The organism is Streptomyces sp. NPDC003943, from assembly GCF_053605265.1.
This window is the reverse complement of sequence record NZ_JBSGIW010000011.1, coordinates 1-12625: the sequence shown is the minus strand read 5'-3', so window position 1 is coordinate 12625 and position 12625 is coordinate 1. Positions and strand designations below refer to the sequence as shown.

At 72.7% G+C, this 12625-nt stretch carries 14 protein-coding genes; 7 read left to right on the top strand and 7 right to left on the bottom strand.

Features of this window, described 5'->3' with window-relative positions; translation table 11 throughout:
• Positions 1 to 138: 138 nt before the first annotated feature.
• The 3 genes from ACWEV0_RS07020 to ACWEV0_RS07010 are packed head-to-tail and all read left to right on the top strand — an operon-like array spanning position 139 to position 1927.
• A complete protein-coding gene (locus ACWEV0_RS07020; RefSeq protein WP_453147175.1) occupies positions 139 to 1029 on the top strand; it encodes a hypothetical protein in 891 nt (296 codons plus the stop codon).
• Positions 1030 to 1082: 53 nt separating this feature from the next.
• Positions 1083 to 1313 (top strand): acyl carrier protein, encoded by a 231-nt coding sequence (locus tag ACWEV0_RS07015; RefSeq protein ID WP_453147173.1) that lies wholly within the window; start codon positions 1083 to 1085, stop codon positions 1311 to 1313.
• Positions 1310 to 1927 (top strand): 4'-phosphopantetheinyl transferase family protein, encoded by a 618-nt coding sequence (locus tag ACWEV0_RS07010; RefSeq protein WP_453147172.1) that lies wholly within the window; start codon positions 1310 to 1312, stop codon positions 1925 to 1927. Before ACWEV0_RS07015 ends, ACWEV0_RS07010 begins: the two co-directional genes overlap by 4 nt.
• On the opposite strand, the gene ACWEV0_RS07005 is transcribed toward ACWEV0_RS07010, so the two are convergent.
• A complete protein-coding gene (locus ACWEV0_RS07005) occupies positions 1899 to 2570 on the bottom strand; it encodes a DUF998 domain-containing protein (RefSeq protein ID WP_453147170.1) in 672 nt (223 codons plus the stop codon). The two genes, ACWEV0_RS07010 and ACWEV0_RS07005, sit on opposite strands and share 29 nt — an antisense overlap.
• Positions 2571 to 2901: 331 nt before the next feature.
• Between ACWEV0_RS07005 and ACWEV0_RS07000 the strand changes: the two genes are divergently transcribed.
• Positions 2902 to 3519: a GntR family transcriptional regulator gene (locus ACWEV0_RS07000; RefSeq protein WP_453147318.1), complete on the top strand. Its 618-nt coding sequence runs from the start codon at positions 2902 to 2904 to the stop codon at positions 3517 to 3519.
• Positions 3520 to 3612: 93 nt separating this feature from the next.
• Here ACWEV0_RS07000 and ACWEV0_RS06995 read toward each other — a convergent pair whose 3' ends face one another.
• Both ACWEV0_RS06995 and ACWEV0_RS06990 read right to left on the bottom strand, forming a co-directional pair.
• Entirely contained in the window at positions 3613 to 3810 is a 198-nt protein-coding gene (locus tag ACWEV0_RS06995) for an antitoxin (RefSeq protein ID WP_453147168.1), read from the bottom strand.
• Positions 3811 to 3891: 81 nt separating this feature from the next.
• Positions 3892 to 4488, bottom strand: coding sequence for an isochorismatase family protein (locus tag ACWEV0_RS06990; RefSeq protein WP_453147166.1), 597 nt, complete (start codon positions 4486 to 4488; stop codon positions 3892 to 3894).
• 242 nt (positions 4489 to 4730) lie between these two features.
• Between ACWEV0_RS06990 and ACWEV0_RS06985 the strand changes: the two genes are divergently transcribed.
• Positions 4731 to 5930, top strand: coding sequence for an alpha/beta hydrolase family protein (locus ACWEV0_RS06985; protein WP_453147164.1), 1200 nt, complete (start codon positions 4731 to 4733; stop codon positions 5928 to 5930).
• Between the two features lie 33 nt (positions 5931 to 5963).
• Here the strand turns inward: ACWEV0_RS06985 and ACWEV0_RS06980 are convergent, their stop codons facing one another.
• The 4 genes from ACWEV0_RS06980 to ACWEV0_RS06965 all read right to left on the bottom strand — a co-directional run bounded on the left by ACWEV0_RS06980 (position 5964) and on the right by ACWEV0_RS06965 (position 10801).
• Positions 5964 to 7259 (bottom strand): sugar ABC transporter permease, encoded by a 1296-nt coding sequence (locus ACWEV0_RS06980; RefSeq protein WP_453147162.1) that lies wholly within the window; start codon positions 7257 to 7259, stop codon positions 5964 to 5966.
• Positions 7256 to 8056, bottom strand: a complete 801-nt coding sequence (locus ACWEV0_RS06975) for an ATP-binding cassette domain-containing protein (RefSeq protein WP_453147161.1) — start codon at positions 8054 to 8056, stop codon at positions 7256 to 7258. The genes ACWEV0_RS06980 and ACWEV0_RS06975 overlap by 4 nt, the downstream gene beginning before the upstream one ends.
• Before the next feature lie 40 nt (positions 8057 to 8096).
• Positions 8097 to 9185 (bottom strand): substrate-binding domain-containing protein, encoded by a 1089-nt coding sequence (locus tag ACWEV0_RS06970; protein ID WP_453147159.1) that lies wholly within the window; start codon positions 9183 to 9185, stop codon positions 8097 to 8099.
• Between the two features lie 191 nt (positions 9186 to 9376).
• On the bottom strand, positions 9377 to 10801 hold the full coding sequence (locus tag ACWEV0_RS06965; RefSeq protein WP_453147157.1) for an aminopeptidase P family protein: 1425 nt from the start codon (positions 10799 to 10801) through the stop codon (positions 9377 to 9379).
• Between the two features lie 137 nt (positions 10802 to 10938).
• Here ACWEV0_RS06965 and ACWEV0_RS06960 point away from each other — a divergent pair, with 137 nt between their 5' ends.
• Positions 10939 to 11922: a helix-turn-helix transcriptional regulator gene (locus tag ACWEV0_RS06960; RefSeq protein ID WP_453147156.1), complete on the top strand. Its 984-nt coding sequence runs from the start codon at positions 10939 to 10941 to the stop codon at positions 11920 to 11922.
• A 360-nt stretch (positions 11923 to 12282) separates the two neighbouring features.
• Complete coding sequence (locus ACWEV0_RS06955; protein WP_451608813.1) at positions 12283 to 12528, top strand: hypothetical protein; 246 nt, start codon at positions 12283 to 12285, stop codon at positions 12526 to 12528.
• The last annotated feature ends 97 nt before the right edge of the window (positions 12529 to 12625 follow it).

Below are 12625 nucleotides of genomic sequence, written 5' to 3'. Positions count from 1 at the left end.
AGCCTTCGCCAGGCGCCGGTTAGAGGGCGGGTGGAGTTCATCAGATTGGTCTAGACAATGTGCGCCGAGCTGTCCTACTGTCCCCACGAACGCAGGGATGCGCGCCACCGCGGCGCATGCCGAGAGGGGACGGATTCCTTGAGCACACCCGGCAGCACGGCCCTGCCCGACGGCGGCCTGAAGAGCCCCGGTGCGGGCCTGATCACCCTCGACCCGGTCCGTACGGCGCTGCTGCGCGGGCTCGACGAGCTGCTCACCGGCCTCGCGGCGCGGCTCGCCGCACCCGAGGTGATCGGCCCGCCGCTGCTCTCCGTGGACGGGCTCGCCCGCCTCGACTACTTCCGCAACTTCCCCCATCTCGGCGTGTCGGCGGGCCGGTTCACCCCGGAGGCGCTCGACGGTCTCGCGGCCGGCGCGCCGCCCGCCGGCCTGCCGCTGGAGCCGACCGGCCATCTGCTGCCGTCCGCCACCTGCTACGGACTGCTGCTCTCCCTGGAGGGCCGGGACGTCGGCGAGGACGGGCTGCGGCTCTCCGCGACCGGCCGCTGCTTCCGCAACGAGACCCACTACGACGGGCTGCGCCGACTGTGGGGCTTCCACATGCGCGAGGTCCTGTACCTCGGCACCAAGCAGGGCGCGCTCGAACACCTCGCGGCCGGCGCCGGGTTCATCGAGGAGGCGGCCGCACGGCTCGGTCTCACGCTCACCCGGGCGGCGGCCGACGACCCGTTCTACGACCGGGGCGGATCCCGGGCCCGGCTGATGGCGCTCGACCCGGTCAAGCACGAGTTCAGCGCGCCCGACGGCACCGCCGTCGCCTCCGTCAACCGGCACCGCAACTTCTTCGGCGAGCGGCTCGGCATCCGCGCCGGCTCCCACGGCCCCGCGTACAGCGCCTGCGTCGCCTTCGGCCTCGAACGCTGGGTGCACGCGATGATCCTCGCCCACGGCGGCCCCGAGCAGGCCCTCGACCGGCTGCGCGCCGCGACCGCGCCGACCGCGAACGCCACGGCCACGACCACGACCTGACCCGTCTCCCGCAACCGGACAGCTCCACGCACCACAAGGAGGGGAACCGCCCCATGGACCGTGTCGCCGCCTGGCTCCACGAGAAGAACCCCGGCCTCGACGGGCCGATCGACACCGACGAGGACCTCATCGAGGCCCGGCTCATCGACTCCATGGACTTCCTGGAGTTCATCGACCTCCTGGAGGAGCTCTCCGGCACCTCCATCGACCTGGAGGAGGTCACGATCGACGACTTCCGCACGCTCAGCCGCGTACAGGAACGATTCCTCAGCGCAGCCGGGTGACCGGAGCGAAGGCCGCCGGAGTGGCGGCGGTGGCGACCTCCGAAGAGGTGCTGGCCCGACCGGAGCTCAGCGAGTCCCTGCTCGCCCCCTGGGAACGCGGGCGCCTGGCCCGGATCCGGCTGCCCGGGCGCCGCGCCGACGTCCTCGCGGCCCGGCTGCTGCTCCGGCTGTGCGTCGCCCGCGTCACCGGACGGACGCCCGGCGCGGTGGCGCTCGCCCAGCACTGCGCCGCGTGCGGCCGGGACGGCCACGGCCGCCCGTACCTCCCCGGGCTCCCGGACCTCGGCGTCAGCCTGAGTCATGCCGACGGTCTGGCCGCGGCGGCCGCCGGACCGGGCTCCGTCGGCATCGACACCGAACCCCGCACCCGTCGCCCCGGCCCGCTCCCGGTGCTCCGGCGGCTGCTTCCCGAGCCGGCCGTCCGCGCGGCCGCCGGCGCACCGGACCCCGGCCTCGCGCTGCTCCGGCTGTGGGTGCGCCACGAGGCCCTGTTCAAGGCCGGGCGGGACGCGGACGGCGCCCGCCTCCTGGAGCGGACGGACCCGCGGCGCGGGGCCGTGACCGCGGTGGCGAGCACCGCGCCGGTCACCTGGGTCCGGGTGGACTCGCTGTAGGAGGCTCCGGCTCGTCCCGTTGTTCCTCACTCCGCCGCCCCTCGTCCCGCCGTCCCTCGCCCCGTCGCCGGTAGAGCAGGCAGGAGGCGACCACGACGAGCGGCCACACGGACTGGAGACAGACCACGGCGCGTTCGGCGACGCCGGCCGCGCCGTGGCGGACCGTCTCCAGGAGGAACCAGCCCGCGCCGATGGTCATCACCGTGGTGACGGCGACGGACGGGACGGGGCGCAGGGCCCAGGGCGCGGAGCTGCTGCCGGCCGCGGCCAGGATCGGCCAGACCGCGAGGAGGGCGAAGCCGACGGCGGCGGCGGAGCCGTGCCGGAGGGAGCCTCCGCTGAGCGGGGGCGGGAGCAGCGCGATCACCAGCGCGACCGCGCCGCCGCCCGCGAGGGCGAGCCGGCCGGCGGGCCGCGCCGCGCGCAGCCCCCAGGCTGTGACCAGATGGCACAGGCCGAGTCCGAAGAGGGCGCCGGTCATCACCCAGAACCCGGCGGCACCGTACGCCGTGAGCACGCTGATCGTCTGGGTGACGGGGTTGTAGGCGGGCCCCTCCAGCGCGCCCGCCGCCGTCCAGCCGCCGACCGTGATCACGGGGGCGGCCCCTGACGAGATCAGAGCCCAGCGAGGAACAGATCGCATCAAACCACCCTAATCCGATGATCTCCGACATGCAGCGACGGCACGGCGAGCCGCGGACACGCGCCTGGCCGCCGGTGCGCGGGCGCCGCGGGGGCGACGTATTCTCGGGCCCGGTACGGGCGGCGAGGGACGGGAAGAGGTCGGACGAGTGGCGCAGAAGAAGAGGACCGGTGCGGACTCGACGACCCCGACCGCGGCGGCCGCCGAGGAGGCACAGGCCGGAACGGCGGCACGGACCGCGGCACGGACCGCGGCACGGACCGCGGGCCAGGCGGCGGCACCGGCGGCGGCCACCGGTCCGGCCTCGCTCAGCGCACGGGCGCGCGAGGAGGTGCTGCAGCGGATCGTCGACCGGCGGTACGCACAGGGCGCCCGGCTCGTCGAGCGCGAGGTCGCCGAGGAGCTGAGCATGTCCCGCGTCCCGGTGCGCGAGGCGCTGCGCGCGCTGGTCGCGGAGGGGCTGCTCGAACTGCTCCCGCACAGCGGGGTGCGGGTGCGGCGCCTGGAGCGTGCCGACGTGGAGCACCTGTACGAGGTGTGGGAGCCGCTCGCGGTCCAGGCGTCGCGGCTCGCGGCGCGGGCGGCGGCGGCCGGGGACACGGCCGGACTGGCCGCGCTGGAGACGGCGCTGAAACAGGCGGAGTCGGCCGCGGCGGCGGACGAGGGCTCGCGCGAGGTGGCCGCGCACACGGCTTTCCACGACCAGGTCGTCGCCATGGCGGGCAACCCGCTGCTCGCGCGCACGATGGAGCAGCTGAGCTGGCAGCTGCGGCTGCTGTTCGGGCTGCGCGCGGAGCCCGAACAGATGCGGGCCCAGCACGCCGAGATGCACCGGCACATCGCGGCCGGCGACGCGGAGGCCGCGGCGGCCGGCACGCTGCTGCACGTGCGCGACAGCAGGGCGGCCGCCCTGCGCACGCTCTTCGGCCCGGACGACGACGAGAGCTGAGCCGCACCCGGCCCCGGTCACCCGGGGCGGCACGCGGCCGAAGCGCAGACGCCCCCGCCCCGCGGAAGGGGCAGGGGCGCACGCCTCGGGTCGCTACTGCCGCGGCGGGTCCTCCGGGGGCCTCTGGTCGGTGCCCAGCTGCTCCTTGAGCTTGTCCTGGGCGGTGTCGACCTGGCTGCTGTACTTGCTCTGCGTCCTCGCGTCGACGGCGTCGCCGGCCTTGTCGATGCCCTGGCCCGCCTTGTCCTCGTGGCCCTTGAGCATCTGCTTGAGCTTGTCCATCACGGACATCGCTGCCCTCCTCGGGTGACCCCCCTCGTCCCGTACAGCATCCCGGAACCGTCCGGGGGCCGCATCCGCAGGCGGTCCGGGTCAGACCGGCACGACGGGGGTGCCGATCAGCTCGACTCCCTCCTCCTTCAGCTCCGCCATGGCCCGCTCGGTGGTCTCCGGGGTGACGCCCACCGTGTGGTCGAGCAGCACCCGCACCTCGAAGCCCGCCCGCACACCGCCCAGGGCCGTCGCCTTCACGCAGTGGTCGGTGCCGATCCCGACGACGTCCACCGCGCCGACGTCCCGCGCCCGCAGCCACGCGGCGAGCCCGACACCGCCGCCGGTCTCCCCCTCGAAGCCGCTCTTCGACGCGGAGTACGCGCCCTTGAAGAACACCTCGTCGACCGCGCCCGAGGCGACGACCTCCTCGAAGTCGGGGTGGAACTCGGCGCCCTCACTGCCGGCGAGACAGTGCGGAGGGAACGAGTCCTCGAAGTCGGGCTCGACGGAGAAGTGGTCGCCGGGATCGATGTGGTGGTCCCGGGTGGCCACCACCCGCCGGTACGTCCCGCCCGCCTGGGCCCGGACCAACTCCGCGATGGCCCCCGCCAGTTCGCTCGCGCCCTTCACCGGGAGGTCGCCGCCCTCGCAGAACTCCTTCTGCACGTCGACGACGATCAACGCTCGGCCCGCCATCGGACCTCCTTGCTCTGTCGAAATACTCGAAACCCAAAAATCCTGGAAATCCGTCGAAATCCACCACATGAACCGACCGGGGGCCGGTCCGACACGGCCCGCCGGGTGATCTTCACCCTCAAGGTGGTGAGACGCCGCCCGGGAGAGGGAGAAACCGGTCCGACCGGGGGGTGACGCACCCGGCTTCGGCTCCGACCGTGGTCGGACGCGGGGCGCGAGCCGGCCGCCGTAGCGTCCTGGGCATGTCCACATTCACGCGGGCGGCCGCTGCCGCCCTTCTCGCCTGCGCGGTCGCGTTACCGGCGACCGCCCTCCCCGCCGCCGCGGCCACCCCAGCACCGGCCGCCGTCTCCGCTCAGGCCGACCCGGCCGCCGCGCTCCGACTGCCCGCTCCCACCGGCAGGTACGGTGTGGGCGCCTCCGTCCTCCATCTCGTCGACCGGTCCCGGCGCGACCCGTGGGTGCCCACGGCGGACGCGCGGGAGCTGATGGTGACCGTCTTCTACCCGGCGGCCCGTACGGCGCGGGGCGGCGCGCCCGTGCCGTACGCGACGGAGGAGGAGGCCCGGCTGATCCTGGCGGGCGTGGAGAAGACCGATCCGGCCGACATCCGCGCGCTGGCCGGCCTGGACACGTACAGCGCGAAGGACGTGCGGCCCGCGCCCGGGAGGCATCCGCTCGTGGTGCTCTCGCCCGGCTTCGGGGCGCCACGGTTCCTGCTCACTAGCCTCGCCACCGAGCTCGCCTCGCGCGGCTATGTCGTCGCGTCCGTCGACCACGCCTACGAGAGCTCGGGCATGTCCGTGCCGGGCAGGCCGGCCCTGACCTGTGTGGCCTGTACGCAGATGCACGACGGGAAGATCAAGGGCTCCGACGTCACGGCCGTGCGCGCGGCGGACGTCCGCTTCCTCCTGGACCGGCTGACCGGGCCGCGGGCCGTGGCCACCTGGCCGTACGCGCGGACCATCGACCCGACCCGGATCGGCATGGCCGGGCACTCGATCGGCGGCGCGGCCGCCGCCGCGGCCATGATCGCGGACCGGCGGATCGACGCCGGGGTGAACATGGACGGCGCCTTCTGGGACACGCTTCCGGCCGGCGGCCTCGGCGGGCGGGCGTTCATGTTCCTGGGCACCGACGACGAGATGCACCGGCCGGGCGGTGTCGACACGAGCTGGGACACCACCTGGAAGGCGCTCGACGGCTGGAAGCGCTGGCTGACGGTGTCCGGCGCCAACCACTTCACCTTCACCGACGCCCCGGTGCTGCTGCGTGGCCTCGGCGTGCCGGACGAGGGCGCCACCATCCCGGCCGACCGGGCGCTCGTGGTGACCCGCGCCTATCTCGCGGCCTTCTTCGACGAGCAGTTGCGCGGCCGGCCGCAGCCGCTGCTGACCGGGCCGAGCCCGCTGCACCCGGAGGTCCACTTCAACAACCCGTAGGAATCCACGAGTCCGGGCGCGCCCGAGTACTGCTCAGGCGCGTCCGGCCGCCTTCTGGCTGCGCCGCGACAGCGAGTCGACGACGACCGCGGCGAGCAGCACCGCTCCGGTGATCATGAACTGGACGGCGTTGCTGACGCCCATGATGTTCATGCCGGACTGGATGGAGCCGATCACCAGGGCGCCGAGCAGTGCGGACCACACCGAACCCCGGCCGCCGAAGAGGCTCGTGCCGCCGATGACGGCCGCGGCGATGACGTTCATCAGCAGGTTGCCGCCGCCGGAGGTCTGGCTCGCGGACTGGATCTGGCCGGCGAGGAAGATGCCGCCGATCGCGGCCATGGTGCCGGCGATGGCGAAGACGCTCATCCGGACGAACGGCACGCTGATGCCGGCCCGGCGGGCGCCCTCGATGTTGCCGCCGACCGCGAAGATCTGCCGGCCGTAACCGGTGCGGCGCAGCACGAAGTCGAGCACCACGAGCAGGATCAGGAAGATCAGCAGCGCCAGCGGCAGGCCCTGGTACTGGTTGAGGATGTACGCGGTGACGAAGGCGATGGCCCCGATCACGACCGTACGCAGCACGATCTCGGCGACCGGCCGGAACGGCACCCGGGCCGCCTGCCGGCGCCGCGCGTCCAGGAGCGACGCGAGGAGGAAGAGACCGACCCCGACGCCGGCGGCGATGTAGGCGGTGGCGGGGCTGTGGAAGATGGTCGAGTACAGCTTGGAGACCACGCTGTCGGCGGGGATGTTGACGGTGCCGGTGCTGCCGAGTATCTGCAGCATGAGGCCGTTCCAGAACAGGTTGCCGGCGAGGGTGACGACGAAGGCGGGCACCCCGACTTTGGCGAAGAAGAACCCCTGGATGAGGCCGACGGCCGCGCCGCCCGCGATGGCGACGAGGAGCGCCAGCCACTGGTTCATCCCGTTGAGCACGTTGAGGACGGCGAAGATGGCGGCGCACAGTCCGCTGACCGAGCCTACGGAGAGGTCGATCTCGCCGAGCAGCAGCACGAAGACGATGCCGACGGCGATCATTCCGGTGCCGACGATCTGCTGGCTGAGGTCGGAGAGGTTCTGGGCGGACAGGAAGGTGCTGTTGAGGCTGCCGAACACCGTCCAGATGATGATCAGGGCGACGACGACGGGCAGCGAACCCAGTTCGCCGCTGCGCATCTTGCGCCGGAACTCGTTGACGTAGCCGCGGACGCCTTCCTCCCGGACGATCAGCCGGCTGTCGACGGCCGGTACGGCGTCGGGCGCGGAGGCCGGGGGCGTGGTGCCCTGGGGGCGGTCGCTGCCGCCCGCGTTCGGGTCGCTGCTCATGGCAACTCCTCCCCGCGTGCCTCCCGCTCCTCCCGTATCCGGGCCTGACGCCGGGTCACGGCGCTCTCGGTGGCCCCGGTGATGGCGGAGATGATCTCTTCGGTGGTGGTGGCGCGTCTGTCGAAGAAGCCGTTGTTGCGGCCGAGCCGCAGGACGGCGATCCGGTCCGCGACGGCCATGACGTCCACCATGTTGTGGCTGATGAGGATGGTTCCCAGGCCGTGCCCGCGGAGTCGTTCGACGAGGTCGAGGACCTCGGCGGTCTGCTCGACGCCGAGGGCGGCGGTGGGCTCGTCGAGGAGGACGACCTTGGGTTCGCCGATGAGGGAGCGGGCGATCGCCACCGTCTGGCGCTGGCCGCCGGACAGCGACGCCACGGGGATGCGGACGCTGGGGATGCGGATGGACAGGGTGTGGAGCAGCTCGCGGGAGCGCTGCTCCATGCGGACCTCGTCGAGCACGCCGAAGCGGCGCAGTTCCCGCCCGAGGAAGAGGTTGCCGACGACGTCGAGGTTGTCGCACAGCGCGAGGTCCTGGTAGACGGTCGCGATGCCGAGGTTCTGGGCGTCGTGGGGCCGGTTGATCGAGACCCGCCGGCCCTGCCATTCGATGACGCCCTCGTCGGGCGGGTTCACCCCGGCGATCGCCTTGATGGCGGTCGACTTTCCGGCGCCGTTGTCACCGACGAGAGCGACGACCTCCCCCGCGCTCACGTCCAGGTCGAAGCCCGACAGGGCCTGGACCGCGCCGAACCGTTTGGAGATCCCCCGCAGTGACAGCACAGGTGCTTCCGGCACAGCGACCGCCTCCGACCCTGCCAGGCCCGTTCCCGGGCGGTTACTCCAGACCGGCCTGCTTGCACGCGGCCGCGTACGTCGGCGTGCAGATCTCGTCGACCGTGTAAAGGCCGCCCTTGACGACGGTGTCACCGATGTTGTTCTTGGTGACCACGATCGGAGTCAGCAGGTTGGCCGGGACCTTGTCGCCGCTGCCGTTCGTGACGGTGAGGGGAGCGAGGTCCTTCGGGAGTGGCTTGCCCTGGGCGAAGTCGACGGCCATCGTGGCGGCGATGTCGGCCTCGGGCTTGTACGGCTTCATGATCGTGATGGTCTGATTGCCGATCAGGATCCGCTGGATGGCGTCGAGCTGGGCGTCCTGTCCGGTCAGCGGCACCTTGATACCTGCCGCCTGGAGGGCGGTGGAGATGCCGGCGGCCAGGCCGTCGTTGGCGGAGTAGACACCGATGATCTTGCCCTTGCCGAGGGCCGCAATGGCACCGGACATCTGCTGGTTGGCGTTGTTCGGGTCCCAGTTGGGGGTGTCGTACTCCTTGCCGATCGTCACCTTGCCGTCGAGGACGGAGTGCGCGCCGGCCTTGAACTCGGCCGCGTTCGGGTCCGTCGGCGAGCCGTTGTGCATCACGATCACGCCGGACTTGGCCTTGGAGCCGAGCGCGGCGAGCAGCGCCTTGCCCTGCAGCTCGCCGACCTTGTGGTTGTCGTACGAGACGTAGGAGTCGACCGGGCCCTGCGCGAGGCGGTCGTAGGAGACGACCTTCACGCCGGCGGAGTGCGCCTTGTCCACGGAGGACTGGATCGACTTGGAGTCCACGGCGTCCAGGATGAGCACCTTGTCGCCCTTGGCGAGGGCGGTGTTGACCTGCTGTTGCTGGGTGGTCGCGCTCTCGGCCGCGTTGTAGTAGTCGACCGTGGCGCCGGGTGCCAGCTGCTGGATCTTCTGCTCGATGTAGGGCTTGTCGAACTTCTCGTACCGGGTGGTCTTGCTCTCCGGGAGCAGCAGGCCGATCTTCACGTCACTGCCCTTCGCGGGCTGTGGCTTGGAATCGGCCGAACAGCCGGTCACCATGCCGACCGAGAGAAGCGCGGTTCCCGCGAGGGCGATCGCCGCTCGCAATGTACGGGTCATGGCAGGCTCCTTCCGCGCGCCCTGGATTCCTCCACCGCGGGGCTGCGGAAACCGCGGGCCGCGGGAGCGTCGGCGCACTCATGGCCTCTGTATCGACAGTAGCCCCAACCCGTGGCGCCTTCCATTCGCAGCCGTTTCGCGGCGCCGCGCCCGGCGGGAGCGCGACGCCGCGAAGGGCCTGTCGGGCGGGGTCAGCCCGCGACGCGGGCCATCCACGCCTCGACCTCGTCGGAGGTGCGGGGCAGGGCCGCCGACAGGTTCTCGTGGCCGTCCTCGGTGACGAGCAGGTCGTCCTCGATGCGGACGCCGATGCCGCGCCACTCCTCGGGCACGGTCAGGTCGTCGGCCTGGAAGTAGAGGCCGGGCTCGACGGTGAGCACCATGCCGGGCACCAGCGGCCCGTCCACGTACTCCTCGTTGCGGGCCTCGGCGCAGTCGTGGACGTCGAGGCCGAGCATGTGGCCGGTGCCGGCCATGGTGAAGCGGCGCTGCAGGCCGAGCTCGTACGCGCGCTCGGCGGGGCCCTCGATGAAGCCCCACTCGACGAGCTTCTCGGTGAGGACGCGCTGGGCGGCCTCGTGGAAGTCCCGGTAGGCGGCGCCCGGCTTCACACAGGCCATGCCGGCCTCCTGGGCCTCGTACACGGCGTCGTAGACCTGGCGCTGCACGGGCGTGAAGGTGCCGCTGATGGGCAGGGTGCGGGTGACGTCGGCGGTGTAGAGGGTGCGGCCCTCCACGCCGGCGTCGAAGAGGAGCAGCTCGCCGGGACGGACCGGGCCGTCGTTGTCGGTCCAGTGCATGATCGTGGCGTGCGGGCCGGCCGCGCAGATCGTGCCGTAGCCGACGTGGTTGCCCTCCACCCGGGCGCGGCGGAAGAAGGTGCCCTCGATCCAGCGCTCGGAGGTGGCGACGGCGCGGGACAGCTCCGCGACGGCGTCGGTGAAGCCGCGCACGGTGGCGTCGACGGCCTTGCGCATCTCGCCGATCTCCCAGGCGTCCTTGACGAGCCGGAGCTCGCTCAGGGCCTCCTCGAGCTCGTCGTCGCGCTCCTCGTCGGTGGTGAGGGCGGCCTCCAGGACCGGGTCGACGCCGCGGACGACGCGGGTGGGGACGCCGGTGACGGCGGCCAGGTCGGCGGCGGCGGTGCGGACGTCGCGGCAGGGCAGGCCGAGGACCTTCTCGGACTCGGCGAGCGAGCGGCGCCGGCCCATCCACAGCTCGGCGGTGTAGCCGAGCCAGAACTCGTCGGTGTCCCGGCCGTCGCGCGGTAGCTGGTAGCAGTACGCGTCGTGGCCGCCGTCCACGCGGGGCTCCAGGACGAGCGCGCCGTCGCGGGCGAGGTCGCCGGTCATGTGCACATAGGCCGAGTGCGGCCGGAACGGATAGGGGTCGTCGTTGGAGCGGACCTTGAGGTTGCCCGAGGGGATCACCAGGCGCTCGCCCGGGAAGCGGGCGGAGAGCGCCTCGCGGCGGGCGGCCGCGTAGGGGGCCTGCTCGTCGGCGGTGAGGTCGTGCCGCTCGGTGTCCGCCCAGCCGGTGCGCATCAGCGCGGACAGTTCCTCGGAGATCCCGCTGTACAGCCCGTTCTTCCGGCCCTTGGCCACGTCGTTCCCCATTCGTCCGGTGGGTGTGGGTGCCGCCGGGGCCCGGCGGCTGCCTGGACGGTAGTACCGGGCGGAGCCGGCCGGGGCCAAGGAGTGCCAGTGGCACTGATCGGCCACCCGGGCGGGCGGAGGCCCGGGATAATGCGGGCATGAAGCATGCGAAGCTCCGCGAGGCGCTGCGACTCCTGGGTGTCGGGGAGGCCGCGGGCCGGGTCTATCTGACGCTGCTCGACCTGGCCCCCGCGCCGCTCGGCACGGTCGGCTCGGCCGCCGGTCTGTCCGGGGCGGAGCTGGCCGCCGCGTACGGGGAGCTGGTGGACGCCGGGCTGGCCAGCAGCGCGGGCGGCGACGGCGAGCTGGTGGCGCCGGTGCCGCCCGCGGCTGGCCTGGAGGTGCTCGCCCGGCACCGGGCGGCGGAGCTGGAGGAGTCGCGCATCGCGGTCGGCGGCGCCTTCGAGTCGTTCCGCCGGCACCGGCTCGCCGCGTACAACGACGACCTGGTGGAGGTCGTCACCGGGGAGGCGATAGGGCCGCGGATGCGGCGCGCGTGGGCGAGCGCGCGCGAGCAGATCCGGCAGTTCGAGTCGCCGCCTTACGTCCCCGTGCCGGGGGCCACGGAGGACGCGCTGGCCACGCTGGCGCGCGGGGTGCGGCAGCGGGTCGTGTACGCGCGGGAGGCGCTCGAACACCCCGGGCACCTGAAGGACGTCATCGAACCGTGCCTGGAGGCGGGCGAGCAGGCCCGGGTGCTGCCGTCGGTGCCGGTGAAGCTGCTGATCATCGACGAGGCGTTCGCACTGGTGTCGCTGTCGATCCGGGAGGCGGACGTCGTCAACACGATGCTGGTGGTGCAGCCGTGCGGGCTGCTCTCCGCACTTGTGGCGCTCTTCGAGCAGTCCTGGAACGCCGCCCTGCCGCTGCACGGCCACGCCGCGCGCCCGGGCGGCCTCGAGCCCACCGACCGGCGGCTGCTCCGGCTGCTCGCGGGCGGCGCGAGCGACGAGGTCATCGCACGTGAACTCGACATCAGCAGGCGGACGTTGTTCCGTCGGCTGCAGATCCTGATGGCGCGGCTCGGCGCGGCCAACCGCTTCCAGCTGGCGCTGCAGGCGCAGCGGGCCGGCTGGCTGTGAACCAGGGGCGCGTGGCCGAGCCGGCCACGGCCCCGTGCTCTGCCGGGAACCTGCACATTGTGTACGTGACTTGAACCGCGCCTCCGCCACCGTCCCCGGGTCCGGCACACGGCCGCGCGCCTGTTGCCGGATTTCACCCCGGTTCGTCCGGCGGGCGCGGGGGCCGGACGGAATCCGTTACCCGTTCCTGCAAAGAAGCTGTCGCCGTTCCGTGAAACATGCCGCACAGCAGGTCGCGCGAGATGCACGAAGAACGCTGAATACGCGTCAGGGCAATTGGCTCGGGCGCCCGTTCGCATGCTTTGATCTGCGGCGCCGCGGTAATTCGGATTCCCCCCACTGAGTGAAAGGTGCGCTGCCATGCGTAACGACATCGAGACCCGTGTGATCGACGACGCCGAGCTCGACGCCGTCTCCGGCGGTCTCATCAGCGTCAACGGCGGTCTCGTCGGCGCCGTGACCGGCGACGTCAACACCGTCCTCGGCACCGTCGGCGGCCTGCAGACCGTCGCCGCCGCCGAGGGTCTCGTGAACGGCGTCCCGGGCCTGGTCCAGAACATCGCCGGTGTGCACGTGAACGCCGGCCTCGGCGTCGCGGGTCTCTGACCGATGCGCGGCCGTGGGGGGGGCGGCGGGGGGGGCGGCGGGGGGGGGCCCTCGCCCCCCCCCCCCCGCACGCTCCCCCTTCTGATAAACATACACA

Coding starts and splice junctions, on each gene's coding strand:
- ACWEV0_RS06965 (WP_453147157.1), bottom strand. CDS start 10,801: ATGGGGAACGACGTGGCCAAGGGCCGGAAGAACGGGCTGTACAGCGGG.
- ACWEV0_RS06985 (WP_453147164.1), top strand. CDS start 4,731: ATGTCCACATTCACGCGGGCGGCCGCTGCCGCCCTTCTCGCCTGCGCG.
- ACWEV0_RS07005 (WP_453147170.1), bottom strand. CDS start 2,570: ATGCGATCTGTTCCTCGCTGGGCTCTGATCTCGTCAGGGGCCGCCCCC.
- ACWEV0_RS07015 (WP_453147173.1), top strand. CDS start 1,083: ATGGACCGTGTCGCCGCCTGGCTCCACGAGAAGAACCCCGGCCTCGAC.
- ACWEV0_RS06995 (WP_453147168.1), bottom strand. CDS start 3,810: ATGTCCGTGATGGACAAGCTCAAGCAGATGCTCAAGGGCCACGAGGAC.
- ACWEV0_RS06960 (WP_453147156.1), top strand. CDS start 10,939: ATGAAGCATGCGAAGCTCCGCGAGGCGCTGCGACTCCTGGGTGTCGGG.
- ACWEV0_RS06990 (WP_453147166.1), bottom strand. CDS start 4,488: ATGGCGGGCCGAGCGTTGATCGTCGTCGACGTGCAGAAGGAGTTCTGC.
- ACWEV0_RS06980 (WP_453147162.1), bottom strand. CDS start 7,259: ATGAGCAGCGACCCGAACGCGGGCGGCAGCGACCGCCCCCAGGGCACC.
- ACWEV0_RS06970 (WP_453147159.1), bottom strand. CDS start 9,185: ATGACCCGTACATTGCGAGCGGCGATCGCCCTCGCGGGAACCGCGCTT.
- ACWEV0_RS06955 (WP_451608813.1), top strand. CDS start 12,283: ATGCGTAACGACATCGAGACCCGTGTGATCGACGACGCCGAGCTCGAC.